Annotated in this window: 11 protein-coding genes; 9 read left to right on the forward strand and 2 right to left on the reverse strand. The window is 70.5% G+C overall.

Annotation, left to right across the window (positions count from 1 at the left end; genetic code table 11):
* The first annotated feature begins 184 nt into the window (after positions 1–184).
* The 6 genes from ACFYR3_RS40175 to ACFYR3_RS40200 all read left to right on the forward strand — a co-directional run bounded on the left by ACFYR3_RS40175 (position 185) and on the right by ACFYR3_RS40200 (position 9975).
* Positions 185–1366 carry an acyl-CoA dehydrogenase family protein gene (locus tag ACFYR3_RS40175; protein WP_355854027.1) on the forward strand — a complete coding sequence of 394 codons (1182 nt, stop codon included), beginning with the start codon at positions 185–187 and terminating at the stop codon, positions 1364–1366.
* A gap of 412 nt (positions 1367–1778) precedes the next feature.
* Positions 1779–2819, forward strand: coding sequence for a vWA domain-containing protein (locus ACFYR3_RS40180; RefSeq protein WP_356785104.1), 1041 nt, complete (start codon positions 1779–1781; stop codon positions 2817–2819).
* Between the two features lie 774 nt (positions 2820–3593).
* Positions 3594–6956 (forward strand): S8 family serine peptidase, encoded by a 3363-nt coding sequence (locus ACFYR3_RS40185; protein WP_389287062.1) that lies wholly within the window; start codon positions 3594–3596, stop codon positions 6954–6956.
* An 827-nt stretch (positions 6957–7783) separates the two neighbouring features.
* On the forward strand, positions 7784–8776 hold the full coding sequence (gene dhaK / locus ACFYR3_RS40190; RefSeq protein ID WP_355854033.1) for a dihydroxyacetone kinase subunit DhaK: 993 nt from the start codon (positions 7784–7786) through the stop codon (positions 8774–8776).
* A gap of 190 nt (positions 8777–8966) precedes the next feature.
* Complete coding sequence (gene dhaL, locus ACFYR3_RS40195; RefSeq protein WP_389287064.1) at positions 8967–9566, forward strand: dihydroxyacetone kinase subunit DhaL; 600 nt, start codon at positions 8967–8969, stop codon at positions 9564–9566.
* A complete protein-coding gene (locus ACFYR3_RS40200; protein WP_355854039.1) occupies positions 9559–9975 on the forward strand; it encodes a PTS fructose transporter subunit IIA in 417 nt (138 codons plus the stop codon). The genes dhaL and ACFYR3_RS40200 overlap by 8 nt, the downstream gene beginning before the upstream one ends.
* Before the next feature lie 94 nt (positions 9976–10069).
* Here the strand turns inward: ACFYR3_RS40200 and ACFYR3_RS40205 are convergent, their stop codons facing one another.
* Complete coding sequence (locus ACFYR3_RS40205) at positions 10070–10735, reverse strand: TetR/AcrR family transcriptional regulator (RefSeq protein ID WP_355854042.1); 666 nt, start codon at positions 10733–10735, stop codon at positions 10070–10072.
* 160 nt (positions 10736–10895) lie between these two features.
* On the opposite strand from ACFYR3_RS40205, the gene ACFYR3_RS40210 reads away from it, so the two are divergent.
* Complete coding sequence (locus tag ACFYR3_RS40210) at positions 10896–11660, forward strand: glucose 1-dehydrogenase (protein ID WP_355854045.1); 765 nt, start codon at positions 10896–10898, stop codon at positions 11658–11660.
* Positions 11661–12028: 368 nt separating this feature from the next.
* Here the strand turns inward: ACFYR3_RS40210 and ACFYR3_RS40215 are convergent, their stop codons facing one another.
* Entirely contained in the window at positions 12029–12739 is a 711-nt protein-coding gene (locus tag ACFYR3_RS40215; RefSeq protein WP_355854159.1) for a glycoside hydrolase family 75 protein, read from the reverse strand.
* A 365-nt stretch (positions 12740–13104) separates the two neighbouring features.
* On the opposite strand from ACFYR3_RS40215, the gene ACFYR3_RS40220 reads away from it, so the two are divergent.
* Both ACFYR3_RS40220 and ACFYR3_RS40225 read left to right on the forward strand, forming a co-directional pair.
* Positions 13105–14094, forward strand: a complete 990-nt coding sequence (locus ACFYR3_RS40220) for a fibronectin type III domain-containing protein (RefSeq protein WP_355854048.1) — start codon at positions 13105–13107, stop codon at positions 14092–14094.
* A gap of 300 nt (positions 14095–14394) precedes the next feature.
* Complete coding sequence (locus ACFYR3_RS40225) at positions 14395–14949, forward strand: hypothetical protein (protein WP_355854051.1); 555 nt, start codon at positions 14395–14397, stop codon at positions 14947–14949.
* Positions 14950–15000: the final 51 nt, after the last annotated feature.

The following is a 15000-nucleotide window of genomic DNA, read 5'->3' on the forward strand; positions in this document are numbered from 1 at the left end:
ACACCCCCCAGGTCATCCGTACGACAGGGGGCACACAGCCATACCGGACCCGGGGGCCAGGCGCCCCATTGCGGGGCCACGGAAAAGGTAACGGGACCATGGCCTGACGGTACCAAAAACGATACTGTTGTATCGCCTGGCGTATCAAAATCGTCCAGCGAACTGCCACCACCGAGGACATGCCATGCCCGCGACCCGCACGCTCCCCACGCCGGAAGCCGTCGACCTGATCGCTCTCACCCGCGAGCTCGCCGAGAAGGAGCTCGCCCCGCGCGTCGCCGAGGCGGAGGCCGCGGAACGCTTCCCCCGCGAGGTCTTCCGCACGCTCGGCCGGGCCGGGCTGCTGAGCCTGCCCTACCCCGAGGAGTTCGGCGGCGGTGACCAGCCCTACGAGGTCTACCTCCAGGCTCTCGAGGAGATCGCCGCCGTGTGGGCGAGCGTGGCGGTGGGCGTCTCGGTGCACGCGCTGTCCTGCTTCGCCCTCGCCTCGTTCGGCACCGAGGAGCAGAAGAAGGAATGGCTCCCTGACATGCTCGGCGGCGAGCTGCTCGGCGCCTACTGCCTGTCCGAGGCCCATGCCGGTTCCGACCCGGGCGCGATGCGCACCCGGGCGGTCCGGGACGGCGACGACTATGTGCTCAACGGCGCGAAGGCCTGGACGACACACGGTGGGCACGCGGACTTCTACACGGTCATGGCACGCACGTCCGACGCCGGCTCGCGCGCCATCTCCTGCTTCCTCGTCCCGGCCGACACCCCGGGCGTGGTGGCCGATCCCCCGGAGCAGAAGATGGGCCTGACCGGGTCCGCCACCGCCACCGTGCGCCTGGAGAACGTACGCGTCCCCGCCCACCGCCGGCTCGGCGAGGAGGGCGACGGGCTCAGGATCGCCTTCGCCGGACTGGACTGCGGACGCCTCGGTATCGCGGCGGTGGCCACGGGCCTGTCCCAGGGGGCGCTGGACCACGCGCTGCGCTACTCGCGGGAGCGGGAGACGTTCGGCCGGCCCATCATCGAGCACCAGGGACTGGCCTTCGTCCTCGCCGACATGGCCGCGGCGGTGCAGGTCTCCCGGGCCACCACGCTCGCCGCCGCCCGCCTCAAGGACGAGGGACTCCCGTTCCAGTCCGAGGCGTCGATCGCGAAGCTGATATCCACCGACAACGCAATGAAGGTCACCACCGACGCGGTCCAGGTGCTGGGCGGCGCCGGCTACACCCGCGACTTCCCGGTCGAGCGCTATATGCGCGAGGCCAAGGTCATGCAGATCTTCGAGGGCACCAACCAGATCCAGCGCCTGATCATCGGCCGCGCGCTCAAGGAGAACGAGCGCGGCAGCCTCCGGGTGCAGAACGCGGGGAAGTAGTACACCCGCGTCAAGTGGAACCGGTGAGTGCGGCACGCGCACTCACCGATGGCGGTCCGCGCACGTGACCATCACCGTCCGAGCGCCGATACCTCCCAGTGCCGGCTTGTCGCACGGCCGATCCGGTCGCAGGCCGGGCAGGCCGGCCGTTCGTTCACGTTCGCTCACGTTCGCGACAGACGGCGACGGTCCCTGTCGGCCGCCGCTCCGAAGCGGCGCCGCGCCGCGGTCGACGCCCGGCCGGCCCCGCTCCCGACGTGGGCACTTCCCGACAACGGCCCGGCGGCTCTTCTCACCAGGAGGTCGCGAACAAGCCCGGACGCCATGGCCGTTCCGTCTCCGGGAGCCAAGATCGATTGTCAGTGCTGGGTGACACAGTAGAGGCATCGAGTCGGAACGAGGGGGAGCTGCCATGGGCGGAAGCCAGAACTACATCAATCACGTTGCCCTTGTGCTGGATGCCAGTTCGTCCATGTCGCATCTGAGCCGCAAGGTCGTCGAAGTCGCCGACCAGCAGATTGCGTATCTTGCTCGCCGGTCGAGGGAGCTGGACCAGGAAACCCGTGTCACGGTGTACGTCTTCGCGGACAAGGTGGAGTGCGTCATCTATGACAAGGACGTGCTGCGGATGCCGTCGCTGAAGCAGTCGTACCGGGTCGGTGGAATGACGGCTCTGCTCGCAGCCGCGCTGAAGTCACAGCAGGAGCTGGCACAGACGGCCCAACTGTACGGCGACCACAGCTTCCTGACGTTCGTGCTTACGGACGGGCAGGAGAACGCGAGTCATCGCTGTCCGGATGCCCCTGTCAGGAATCCGCGTGAACTGGTCAAGGCCGTTGCCGAGATGATCGCGACGCAGGAGGACAACTGGACGCTGGCCGTCCTCGTGCCGGACCAGATGGGCAAGCGCGAGGCCATGCAGTGCGGTTTCCCGAGGGACAACATCGCCGTCTGGGACGCCACGAGCACACAGGGTCTGGAGGAGGCCGGGCAGGTCATCCGGGAGGCCACCGAGAAATTCATGGTGGGCCGCACCCAGGGCATCCGGGGATCGCGGGCAGTGTTCTCCGTGGGTGCGGAGGCGGTCAACAAGGACACCATCCAGGCGGCCGGCCTCGCTGCGGTCGATCCGTCGGGGTACCGGCTGATCCCGGTGACCCGTGACGCGGCGATACGGGACTGGGTCGTCGAATGCGGGCACACCTACCGTACCGGTGGCGCGTTCTACCAGCTGAGCAAGTCCGAGAAGATCCAGGCGCGGAAGCAGATCGCGGTGCTGGAGAAGAAGACGGACCGGGTGTACTCGGGACCCGAGGCCCGAGCCCTGCTCGGCCTGCCGGACGTGGAAGTGCGCGTCAAGCCCGACCACAACGACGACTTCACGATCTTCGTGCAGAGCACCAGCGTGAACCGGAAGCTCGTACCGAACACGCGATTGCTGCTTATGCTCTGACACCTTGTCGGCCCGTCGGATCCGGGAGCGCTCAAAAGCCGGCCACCGTGACCGGTCTCCGCCCGTAGCCCCGGCTCCCGGGTCCACCGTTTCCCCCCAGGGCTCTCGCTCGGATCACGCGGCGCCCACGCCGAGGGTGCCGCGCCACAGCTGCCTGACGCGACCTGACCGCGGCGGCACGTTCTGGCTGCCGGACCTGTGGCACGGTGGCGCGCCCGCTTCCAGGCCCGCCCGGAGGACGGCCGCGGGTCACGACGGCGCTCCCGTGCCCGAACGGCGACAGGCTCCACGCAGGTGACGATCCGGCCAATCGGAAGAGCATGCTCCGTCCGCGGATGTGCTGGTGTCCGAGGACGCACGGGCGCTCGCCGACTGGGCCCGGTACGGGCGAGAACGCCGATCCGGTACGGGGCGAGAACGCCGATCCGTTCTCGAACGCGATGGCGGTGCACCTCGGAACGCGATGGCGGTGCACCTCGGTTGGCTGCACCCCGCACCGAGCCGCTCGCGGTAGATCACGACCACGCAAGGGGTGGGCCGCCACATGGATGAGGGCCCGGCACGGCCGTCGGTCGTGCAGCCCCAGCTCGCCTGAAGGTCAACACTTCCAAAGGTGTCTTGAAGTCATGTCCTCGATTCTTCACTCCTGGCACGCCGTTGATCACGTATCCCTCACATCACATACTGCGCTGACCGGCGAGGGACGTTCCGCCCACGGCCGGAAACGACCACTCGCCTTCATCCCAAGCTCCTGGGGGAGACTTGCGCTCAACAGTGAAGAGGGCACCCGCCTTCACCATCGCAGCGGCCACGTCGGTGGCCCTCGTGGCAGGCATGACCGGCCCCACGACAGCGATCGCCGCGAACACGACGACCAGACCGAACACCACGCGCTTCGACGGCAATCAGCGGATCCAGCTCATCACGGGCGACCGTGTGGTGGTCGGCACCAAGGACCAGGTGGTGGGCTTCGAGCCCGCCAAGGGCCGTGAGCGCATACCCGTACAGGTGCAGCGCATCAAGGACCACACGCTGGTGGTGCCCAGCGACGCGCAGCGCCTCATCGCCACGGGGAAGCTGGACCAGCGGCTCTTCGACATCGGCGACCTCACCGACCCGCTGCTGCGCAAGAGCCAGCGCGACGGGCTCAAGCTGATCGTGCAGTACGCCGGGGGCGCCGCCGGCGCCGCACGGGCCGAGGTGCGTTCCGCCGGTGACACCCAGCTGCGGCGCACGTTCCCGACCATCGACGCCGACGCCATCAGTACGTCGCGGGACGACGTGGCCAAGGTGTGGGAGGCGCTGACCGACCAGCAGAAGAGCGGCGTGCGCGCCACCGCCTCCGGCATCCGCAAGGTCTGGCTGGACGGGGTGCGCAAGGCAAGCCTGGACCGCAGCGTCAAGCAGATCGGCGCCGACAAGGCGTGGGAGGCCGGGTACGACGGCACAGGCGTCGAGATCGCAGTCCTCGACACCGGCGTCGACAAGACCCACGACGACCTGAAGACCCAGGTCGTCGAGGAGAAGAACTTCTCCGGCTCGCCCGACACCGTGGACCGCGTCGGGCACGGCACGCACGTCGCCTCGATCGCCGCCGGAACCGGTGCCGAGTCGGGTGGCAAGTACAAGGGCGTCGCACCGGGTGCCAAGGTGATCAGCGGCAAGGTGCTGAACGACGAGGGATTCGGGGACGACTCCGCCATCATCGCGGGCATGGAGTGGGCCGCCGACGAGGGCGCGGACATCATCAACCTCAGCCTGGGCGGCTCGGACTCCCCGGGCGTCGACCCCATGGAGGAGGAGGTCAACAGGCTGTCCGCCGAGAAGGGGGTCCTGTTCGCCATCGCGGCGGGCAACGACGGCGAGTACGGCGCGTCGACGGTGGGCTCGCCGGGCAGCGCGGACGCCGCGCTGACCGTCGGCGCCGTCGACAAGGACGACAAGCTGGCGTCCTTCTCCAGCATCGGGCCGCGGGTCGGTGACGGTGCCGTCAAGCCGGACGTGACCGCCCCCGGCGTCGCCATCACCGCGGCCGCCGCCTCCGGCAGCTTGTTCGACACCGACCCCGGTATCCCGCACCCGGCCCCCGGCTACCTGCAGCTCGACGGCACCTCCATGGCCACCCCGCACGTCGCGGGCGCTGCGGCGATCCTCAAGCAGCAGCACCCGACCTGGAAGGCGGCCGAGCTCAAGGGCGCGCTGATCGCGTCGGCCAAGGGCGGCGACTACACCGTCTTCCAGCAGGGCTCGGGCCGCATCCAGGTCGAAAAGGCGCTGGCCCAGAGCGTGATCGCCGATCCGGTCTCGCTGAACATCGGCACCGCACAGTGGCCGCACACCGACGACCAGCCCCTCAGCCAGAAGATCGGCTACCGCAACCTCGGGAGCAGCGACGTCACCCTCGACCTGTCGGTGTCCGCGCTGGACCCGGCGGGAAAGCCGGCCCCGGCCGGGTTCTTCGCGCTCGGCGCCACCCAGGTGACCGTGCCCGCCGGCGGCAGGACCGAGGTCGACCTGACCGCCGACACCAGGATCGGTGACGCCGACGGCACCTACTCGGGCTACGTCAGCGCCACCGGCGCGGGCCAGTCCGTCCGCACGGCCGTGGCAGCCGTCCGCGAGGCGGAGTCCTACGACGTCACGCTCAGGACCATCGGTCGCGACGGCACCGACGCACGGAACTTCTCCAACAGCCTGATCGGCGTCGCCGGCCTCGCCAAGGGCTACCAGACCCGCATCGACAACGAGCCGGGCACGCACACCATCCGCGTGCCCAAGGGCACGTACACGTTCAACACGGCCGTCTACCAGGACCCGTCGGACCTCACCAAGGGCACCGACTGGATCGCCCAGCCGAAGCTGGACATCTCCGGCGACACCACCGTCACCGCCGACGCGCGCACCACCAAGCCGGTGGACATCACCGTGCCCGGCCTCGACACGGTGGACTACGGGGGGACGTACTACGAGCTCGCGACCGACATCGGCCGCGTCGGCAACGGCTGGGTCCTCAGAGGGTTCACCGGGTTCCGCACCGCACACCTGGGTCCGGCCGTCACGGACGGCTCGCTCCTGCAGACCTGGGACGCGCACTTCGTCAGGGACGCCACCACTCAGTACTCGGTGGCCTACGGCGGCAAGACGCAGGAGGTCGCGACCGGATACACCAAGCACGTGAAGGCGGACGAGCTGGCGACACTGAGGGTGAACGTCGGTGCTTCCGCTGCAGGGAAGACCACTCTCGCCTCCCCGTTCCCCCATCTGCCGGGTGCGCCGGAGGGCAACGGGTTCACGGCGCCACAGGCGGCCCCCGGCACGCGCACCTTCTACGTCTCCACTGCCGACGGCGTGAAGTGGCTGACCAAGGTCGATCAGCTGGGCGAGCCCGACAAGTGGGGCTACCCGGCCTTCGACGCAGGCTACGAGATGGCCGCGCCGAAGCGCTACGAAGCCGGCAGGACGTACCGAGAGACGTTCAACACCGGCGTGTTCGGCCCGCTTCTGGGCGAGAACATGGGTGTCTTCCGCACCGCACCGGACCCGGCCACGGGCGAGCAGCAGATCATCGGCTCCCTGCCGCTGGTCGCCGACGGCAAGGGCCACTTGGGTTCCTCTACGTACACCTCGGCCACGTCGGCGCTGTACCGCGACGGCGTCAAGGTCGGCGACAACGACGACCCGCTGAGCGGCGGGAAGCCCTTCACGGTCGACTCCACCGACGCCGAATACCGGCTGACGACCTCCGTCGAGCGCTCGGCGAAGGTCGCCGCGGCCTCAACCCGCATCGACACCAGCTTCACGTTCCGCTCCAAGGAGGTCTCGGCCACCACGGCGCTGCCGGTGTCCACCGTCCGCTTCGCGGCCCCCGTCGACCTCGCCTCGCGCGCCCCGGCGGGTAAGTCGGTCCAGGTCCCGGTGACCGTGCAAGGCTCGGCGGCCGGGAAGAACCTCAAGTCGCTCGTCGTGTCCGTGAGTTACGACGACGGAACGACCTGGCAGCTCGTTAAGGTCGAGAGCGGCAAGATCTCCGTGAGGAACCCGGCGAAGGACGAGGGCATCTCGTTCCTCGCCGATGTCACGGACAAGCAGGGCAACGAGTCGACGCTGACGATCCACAACGCGTACTACGGCAAGTGACGTCGCCCCGGTGACGAATTTCGCGTGACGACGTGCTGGAAAGCGTTCAAGGACGCTTTCCAGCACGTTCGTTCACCGATCCTTGTCAGACGGCCGCCCGGCCGCGACCTCACACCAACCGGGCGAACGGTCAACCACGCACTGTCCGCGGCGCGGACACCAGTGGAGCGCGGGTCGCCGACTGAAGTCATGGTGGATCTTCCGCGGTTCCCGATCCAGGCCGAATCGAATGACGTCAATCGCCACTGCCGCCTTCACCCTGTAGCTGCAACGATGACAGTGCTCTGTGTTCCCGAAGCGATCCTGCCTGCGGAAGCCGCTCTACCACGAGCAGACGAAGGACTCGCCGACGAACTCATGGCAGCTCGGTGTGGGTCCATTTGCCGCCCTCCACCGGTAGCTGGCCGAAGATCGGCACAAAGTACAAAAGGGCGCTTTGTCCACGGTATCGAGAGGATCGGGATCCCGCGCGCCGGACAGAGCGTCGGTAGGCAGGGGAAAGCTGGTGCCGACGTGCTGCGCCCTGCCCTCACACGTGGACGGCAGAGAGCGGTTCCAGTACGCGCGCACCTCCCCGAGCGTCCGCGCGCGTGACCTTCGCTGGCGCAAGGTCGATACTGGGGATGACAGCACTCCCGCCGGCCCACATCCAATCGTCCCGCGAATCTGACAGGCCGCCACGAAAGTCGGCATCGGGTCAGCATCAGTACCGCCGCAGTCCGACGACGAGCGCCACGAAGCGCCACGATCAAGAACCATCCACACCAGGCTTGACCAGGGAAAACGCAGGTCAGAAGCTCGACTGTCAATCTCGCCGGGAGGTTCCCATGAAGATGCTCATCAACGTGGCGGAAACGGTGGTGGCGGACGCGCTGCGGGGCATGGCGGCAGCGCATCCGGAGCTGACGGTGGACGTCGAGAACCGCGTGATCGTACGCAGGGACGCCCCGGTCGCGGGAAGGGTGGGCCTCGTCTCCGGCGGCGGATCCGGACACGAGCCGCTGCACGGCGGATTCGTGGGCCCCGGAATGCTGTCGGCGGCCTGCCCCGGCGAGGTCTTCACCTCACCGGTGCCGGACCAGATGCTGCGGGCGGCGGCGGCCGTGAACAGCGGCGCGGGCGTCCTGTTCATCGTGAAGAACTACACCGGCGACGTCCTCAACTTCGACATGGCGGCGGAGCTGGCCGAGGACGAGGGCATCCGGATCGCAAAGGTCCTAGTCAACGACGACGTGGCCGTCACCGACAGTCTGTACACGGCCGGGCGGCGCGGAACCGGCGCGACGCTGTTCGTGGAGAAGATCGCGGGCGCCGCCGCCGAGGAGGGCGCGCCCCTGGAGGCGGTCGAGGCACTGGCCCGGCAGGTCAACGAGAACTCCCGCAGCTTCGGCGTGGCGCTCAGCGCCTGTACGACTCCGGCCAAGGGCAGCCCGACGTTCGATCTGCCGCCCGGGGAGCTGGAGCTCGGCGTCGGCATCCACGGCGAGCCGGGCCGGGAGCGGCGCGCGATGATGACCTCGCGCGAGATCGCCGACTTCTCCGTGCACGCCGTCCTGGAGGACCTCGCACCGCGCAATCCGGTGCTGGTCCTCGTCAACGGCATGGGCGCCACCCCTCTGCTGGAGCTGTACGGCTTCAACGCGGAGGTGCAGCGGGTGCTGACCGAGCGGGGCATCCCCGTCGCGCGGACCCTGGTCGGCAACTACGTCACCTCCCTCGACATGGCCGGGGCGTCGGTGACCCTGTGCCAGGTCGACGAGGAACTGCTGCGTCTGTGGGACGCGCCGGTGAAGACGCCGGGGCTGCGCTGGGGCGTGTGAACCCGGTCGACGGGCCCGGCCGTACGTGAACGGGTCGACGAGCCCGCGTACGTGAACGGGTCGACGGGCCGGGGTAAGTGATCCCGGCCCGTGGACGGGTGCAGGTGAGCCCGGTCGACGGGAGGTCGGCTGCCGCCCGGCGTCCGCCGAACGGCACCAGGTCAACTTTCTTACCACGCAAGGAGATTCCGTGCTCGACGCCGATTTCTTCCGCCGTTGGATGACGGTGACCGCCGCGTCCGTGAACCGCGAGGCGGAGCGACTCACCGACCTGGACTCGCCCATCGGTGACGCCGACCACGGCAGCAATCTGCAGCGCGGTTTCGCCGCCGTGACCGCCACCCTGGAGAAGGAGGCTCCGGACACCCCCGGCGCCGTCCTCACACTCGCCGGGAGGCAGCTGATCTCGACGGTCGGCGGCGCGTCCGGGCCGCTGTACGGCACCCTGCTGCGCCGGACCGGCAAGGCACTCGGGGACGCCGCCGAGGTCACCGATGAACAGTTCACGGACGCGCTGCGCACGGGCGTCGACGCGGTCATGGCGCTGGGCGGAGCCGCGCCCGGCGACAAGACGATGATCGACGCCCTGGTGCCCGCGGTCGACGCGCTGGCCGAGTCGTTCGCCGCGGCGAAGTCCGCCGCCGAGTCGGGCGCCGTCGCGACGACGCCCCTGCAGGCCCGTAAGGGCCGGGCGAGCTATCTGGGCGAGCGCAGCATCGGGCACCAGGACCCGGGCGCCACGTCCTCGGCGCTGCTGATCGCGGCACTCGTGGAGGCGGCCGGTGAGTGACACCGAGGAACGACTCGTCGGCATCGTGCTGGTCTCGCACAGTGCCGCCGTCGCCGCGTCCGTCGCCGAGCTGGCGACGGGCCTGGCCGGTGGCGGCGCGATCGCTCCCGTCGCCCCGGCGGGCGGCACCCTGGACGGGGGCCTCGGCACCAGCGCCGAGCTGATCGCCGCCGCCGCGGCCTCCGTGGACCAGGGCGCCGGGATCGCCGTGCTCACCGACCTGGGCAGTGCCGTGCTCACCGTCAAGGCGCTGCTCGCCGAGGGCGACGAACTCCCGGACAACACGCGGCTGGTGGACGCCCCCTTCGTCGAGGGGGCGGTGGCCGCGGTCGTCACGGCCTCGGCGGGCGCCGACCTCGCGGCGGTGGAGGCGGCGGCCGCGGAGGCGTACACCTATCGGAAGGTATGAGGACCGAAAGCTCCGAGGCCCGGGAAGGGTCACGGCAGGCCCGGGGAGCGTGCGGACCAGGAGGCATGCGGACCAGGAAGCATGCGGACCGGGATCAGGAGATCCCGTTCGCCGCGACGGTCAGAGCCGATCGGATGGTCGCCGCCAGCTCCGACTGGGCCGTCGCGGGGTCGGGCTCCTCTTCGTCGGTGCGCCACGCGTAGTTCTCGACCGCCGCGCGCAGAGCCGCGTTGAGCATGGCGGCCTGGATCTCGGAGCGCAGATCGACGGCGCCAAGACCGGCGCGGTCGGCGAGAGCGCGGGCGAAGACCGGCTCGGCCTCGTCATGGGCCTGGAGCCAGACGGCGCGCAGTCCCGGCTCGGTGCGGGTGAGCCTCAACAGTGTGCGGACCCTCGGCGGCTGCGGTTTCGCCAGCGGGCCCTCGGCGCTCGTGGACGCCCGCTCCAGGGCGTCCTCCAGTGGACCGTCCGCCGGCCAGGCGCGCAGCGCCGCGGCGATCGCGTCGATCCCGGCCGCGAACAGCGGGCTGACGCAGCTTTCCTTGCTCGGGAAGTAGCGCCACAGGGTCCGCCCGGACAGGCCGACGGCCTGGGCGATCTGATCCCCGGTGGTGGCGGCCACGCCCTGGTCCACGAAGAGTTCCACCGCGGCGCGGGCGATCTCCAGCCGGATCTCGGCCCTGCGCTCGTCGGTCAGCGGTGGCCGCCCGGTACGGCCGCGGCCCCGGCCTGGGTGTTCGCCGATCGCGCCGTCCGGCACTGGTGACTCCTTGGTCCGTCTGCGGATCCTGCCCGGGACTGCGGTGATTCTAGCGATCTCCGTCACCACTCCGGGGGCTTTCTGTCATTCAGCGACATTAAGTCGTACTGTGGCGGCGCAGCACCTCGGCTGCACCCGTGCGCATCTCTGGGAGAACGTCATGACCACCACTGGACTGGACGGCCGCAGCGTCATCGTCACCGGCGCGGGCTCGGGCATCGGCCGTGCCACCGCCCTCGCCTTCGCGGCCGAGGGCGCGCGGGTGGTCGTGGCCGATCTCAACGCCGATGGCGCCGCGGGGGTCGTCGAGGAGATCGAGGCGGCCGGCGGCAGCGCCGTGGCCGTCACGGGCGACCTGAGCGAGCAGGCGGTCGTCGACCGGGTGGCCGCGACCGCCGTGGAGCGGTTCGGCGGAGTGGACGTGCTGGTGAACAACGCCGGGATCATGGACCGTATGTCGGCGGTGGCCGAGGTCAGTGACGCGGAGTGGGAGCGGGTCATCCGGGTCAACCTCACGGCCCCGTTCCTGCTCACCCGGGCGGTGTTGCCGCACATGCTCGCCGCCGGCAAGGGCGCCGTCGTGAACACCGCCTCGGAAGCGGGCCTGCGCGGCAGCGCCGCCGGCGCCGCGTACACCGCCTCGAAGCACGGCATCGTGGGGCTCACCAAGTCCCTCGCCGTGATGTACCGGGACAAGGGCATCCGCACCAACGCCATCGCTCCGGGCGGCACGGCGACCGGCATCGCCGTGGACATAGAGGCGGGCTCCCAGGGCCCCGCCGTCCTCGGCGCGTACATGGGCAACGTCGGCCGGCTCGCCGAGGCCGCGGAACAGGCCGCCGCGATCGTGTTCCTCGCCTCGGACGCCGCGAGCAACATCAACGGCGTGATCCTGCCCGTCGACAACGGCTGGGCAGCGGTCTGACGGCCGGTCCGGGCTCTGGCCGCGGACCGGAATGGGCAGCCGGAACGGGGACCGACGTCCGGGCCGCGGCCTGGCGGCGGACCGGGGACCGACGTCCGGGCCAGGATCGGACAACCAGACCCGGATCGGACTGCCGGACCGAGATCGGACGGCCGCACTGGGTCCGACGACCGGTCCGGGGACGGATGGCCGGACCGGGAACGGACGGCCGCACTGGGTCCGACGACCGGTCCGGGGACGGATGGCCGGACCGGGAACGGACGGCCGCACTGGGTCCGACGACCGGACAGGGAACGGATGGCCGGACCGGGGCGGCCAGGGGACCGGCCGTTCTGCCGTCGCGGCGGCCCTGCGCCGGGCCTCGGCGGCTATCCCTCGTCCAGGAGCTTTCGTGCCAGCCGCTCCCCCGCCGCCACAGCGGCGGCATGGTCCTCGATGGGTGACACCCGCGAGTTCTTGAACACGATGTAGGTGACCCCGGAGGGTGTACCGCCGCCGCGCGGATCGGGGCGGATACCGAGCGCCGCGGCCGTCGCGTACGAGGCCTCGCCGATGATGTCCTGCGGGCCGGTGTCACCGACGACGGCGTACTGGACGCGGTCCTGGTAGATCACGGCCGCCACCGAGCCGGGCTCGATGCCGTGGTCCCGGTAGTCCCAGATGTCGCCGGCAGCCGGGACGACGATGTAGGGCAGGGTCTCGGCACTCAGATAGCGGCCGTCGGACTGTTGGAAGGCCGTGGACTCGGAGAAGAGCGGGTCTGTACGGCTGTTGCACAGGAGGCCCGGTCTGCCGTCGCAGTCGATGTCCATGTCCGCCTTCCAGAAGACGGCCCCCTGGGTTCCGCAGACCGGGATCTCGGCACGCGTGCCGTCGTCGCTGCGGTAGCGCCCGTTCGAGACGGCGGCACAGGCCCCGAGCTTCGCCAGCAGGTCGGCGGCCCGGACGGAACCCTCCCGCACGGGCACGACGGGGCTTCCGGGGCGGCCCGTGGTGGGGGTGGTGGACAGGATCGCCGGGGCCGACGCGAGCAGGGCGGCTACCGCGGCCGCGGCCAGCGTCAGCGACTGGACACGCACGATGGGAGACCCTCTCCTGGGGGACATGGACGCTCATTTGGCCAAATCTGGTGGGCGTCCGACAGTGCGTCCACCGGGAGGGGGCCGGACGGTGCACGGCCACTTCCCCGGGCGCCGTACGGCCGAGGGCCCGAGCCACAGCCGGCTCCGGCCACTCGACCGCACGCGCCGGCGCGGGATCAGCGACGACAGCGTTCCGCGCCGTGGGCAGGAACTCCCCTGAAAGTGGGGCGAGTTCACACCGCGTCAGGGATCAGCATACGTACCTCCGGAACAGTGCGGCCAACGGCGTCCACCCTCTTGATGTGGCCGCGTCACCCGTGTCTTATAGGTACAGACCAATCCCGTCGAGGGAGGGCAGACCCGTGCGACGCGTTCCCCCCACCGTCCTGCGCGCGCTGCTGTGCGGCGCGCTGCTCGCGCTCGCGTCGTCCTGTGGCTGGGGCGCCGGGACGTCCGGCCAGGGCGAACGGCTACCCGCCGCGCCCATGGGCGTGACCGCCGCCGCGGGGAGCGCGACCAGCGTGCACGTCATGTGGAACCTGGCCTCCGAGAGCCCGAGGATCACCCGCTACGAGGTATATCGCGGCACCACCAAGGTCAAGGAAGTGCCCGGTTCGGAGCACATGGTGGACATCACCAGGCTCGAACCGTCCACTCCGTACGTCTTCACGGTCCGGGCCCGGAGCGCCGCCGGCGTGCCGGGGCCGCCCAGCAAACCGGTGCGGGCCACCACGCCGGCGGTGGTCGCCGCCGACGGCACTCCGCCCACCCGCCCCGGCCACCCGCACGGCAGGGCGGTCGGCGGCCGGGCGGTCCAGCTGTCCTGGGCGAGGTCGTCCGACGCGCGGGGCGTGGCCTCGTACGACATCTACCAGGGCACCTCGAAGATCCACAGCGTCGGCGGAGCGCAGACGGCCACCGTCGTCACCGGGCTGCGGCCCGGTACGGCGTACGCCTTCACCGTGCGGGCCCGTGACGCCGCGGACAACGTCTCGCCGCCGAGCAGCACGGTCCGGATCACCACCGCCCCGGGCTCGGACGACGGCCGGGGCACGGCGCCGACCGGCTTCCGGGCGACGACCCACCGGAGCGACGGGGCGTACTACATCGACCTGTCATGGACCGCGCCCGAGGTCGACGGAGTGATCACGGAGTACCGGATCCATCTCGACGGGCATGCCGTGACCTCGCTCGTCTGGGGCGACAGCCCACCCCGCGGCACCTGCACCTACAGCTTCTTCATCGGCCGAAAGGCGAACGTGACGCACCGGGTGCGGATCCTCGCGAAACTGCCCGACGGAACCTGGGGCGGTTTCTCCGCGGAGCGCTCTGTGACGACGGGCAGGCGGTGAAACATCCGGCAGCGGCCGGTCCGGCGGTGAAGGTCGCGGCTGTGACGGATCCAGCAGGCTGGTGAACGTCACGACCCGCACGCGCTCGACCCGCACGCGGCGACGGTGAACCCGCCGAGGAAGCGGGCCGCCGGCCGCGCCGGCAGTCCGCCGGACGATGGAATTCATCACCTGCCCGGTCCCCGTCCGCATGCGGGCCCGGCCCGGGACGCATTGGCTCGCACTGAGGCAGCACGGGCCCTCCGATCCTCGGCGGCGCATGGGATGTACCGCCAACCGTGCCGCTGGAGGGCAGTTCCTATGCGTACCACTCAGACACTTCTCCGCTCCGGCCTGACCGTGGCCGCCACCGCTGCGCTTCCGCTCGCCCTGGCCGCCCCGGCGGCCGTCGCGTGGGGTTCCGGGATCTCCGTGAGCACCAGCGGCACCTCGGTCTCGGTCACCACCAGTGCCTGCCCGAGCAACGGAAGCAGTTTCGGCGATGCCTCGCTGCTCTCCAGCGGGCAGTCGAACTTCGCCCAGGGGCGGCAGATGTCGCTCACCGGGACGAGCAACAACCAGTCGGCGGCCTGGACAGGCGTGGGCCCCGGCACCTTCACGGTCATCGTCGTGTGCCAGGACGGCACGACGGCGGGCACCCAGTCGATCATCGTGGCTCCCAGCGCGGCACCCGCGACCCCCACGATCTCGACGACGGTCTCACCTTCGCCGTCGCGCGGTGTCATGGGTGGGCTCGGCGGGGCCGTGAAGGACTACGGCACGGCCACGGTCGTGGGCGGCGCGGCCCTGGTCGTGACCGGCACGGTGGCGGCGGCGTGGTTCCTGCGCCGCCGGTCCAAGCCCCACCGGCTCTGATCCGAAGTCCGTCGCAACAGGCGGCCGTTCCGTCGACTCCGGTCACGGACG

This window comes from Streptomyces sp. NPDC005784 (assembly GCF_042871525.1).
Lineage (GTDB): Bacteria > Actinomycetota > Actinomycetes > Streptomycetales > Streptomycetaceae > Streptomyces.

What these genes read in the sequence shown, in the direction of transcription:
- dhaK (WP_355854033.1), top strand. Translation starts at nt 7,784, where the DNA reads ATGAAGATGCTCATCAACGTGGCGGAAACGGTGGTGGCGGACGCGCTG.
- ACFYR3_RS40225 (WP_355854051.1), top strand. Translation starts at nt 14,395, where the DNA reads ATGCGTACCACTCAGACACTTCTCCGCTCCGGCCTGACCGTGGCCGCC.
- ACFYR3_RS40175 (WP_355854027.1), top strand. Translation starts at nt 185, where the DNA reads ATGCCCGCGACCCGCACGCTCCCCACGCCGGAAGCCGTCGACCTGATC.
- ACFYR3_RS40180 (WP_356785104.1), top strand. Translation starts at nt 1,779, where the DNA reads ATGGGCGGAAGCCAGAACTACATCAATCACGTTGCCCTTGTGCTGGAT.
- ACFYR3_RS40210 (WP_355854045.1), top strand. Translation starts at nt 10,896, where the DNA reads ATGACCACCACTGGACTGGACGGCCGCAGCGTCATCGTCACCGGCGCG.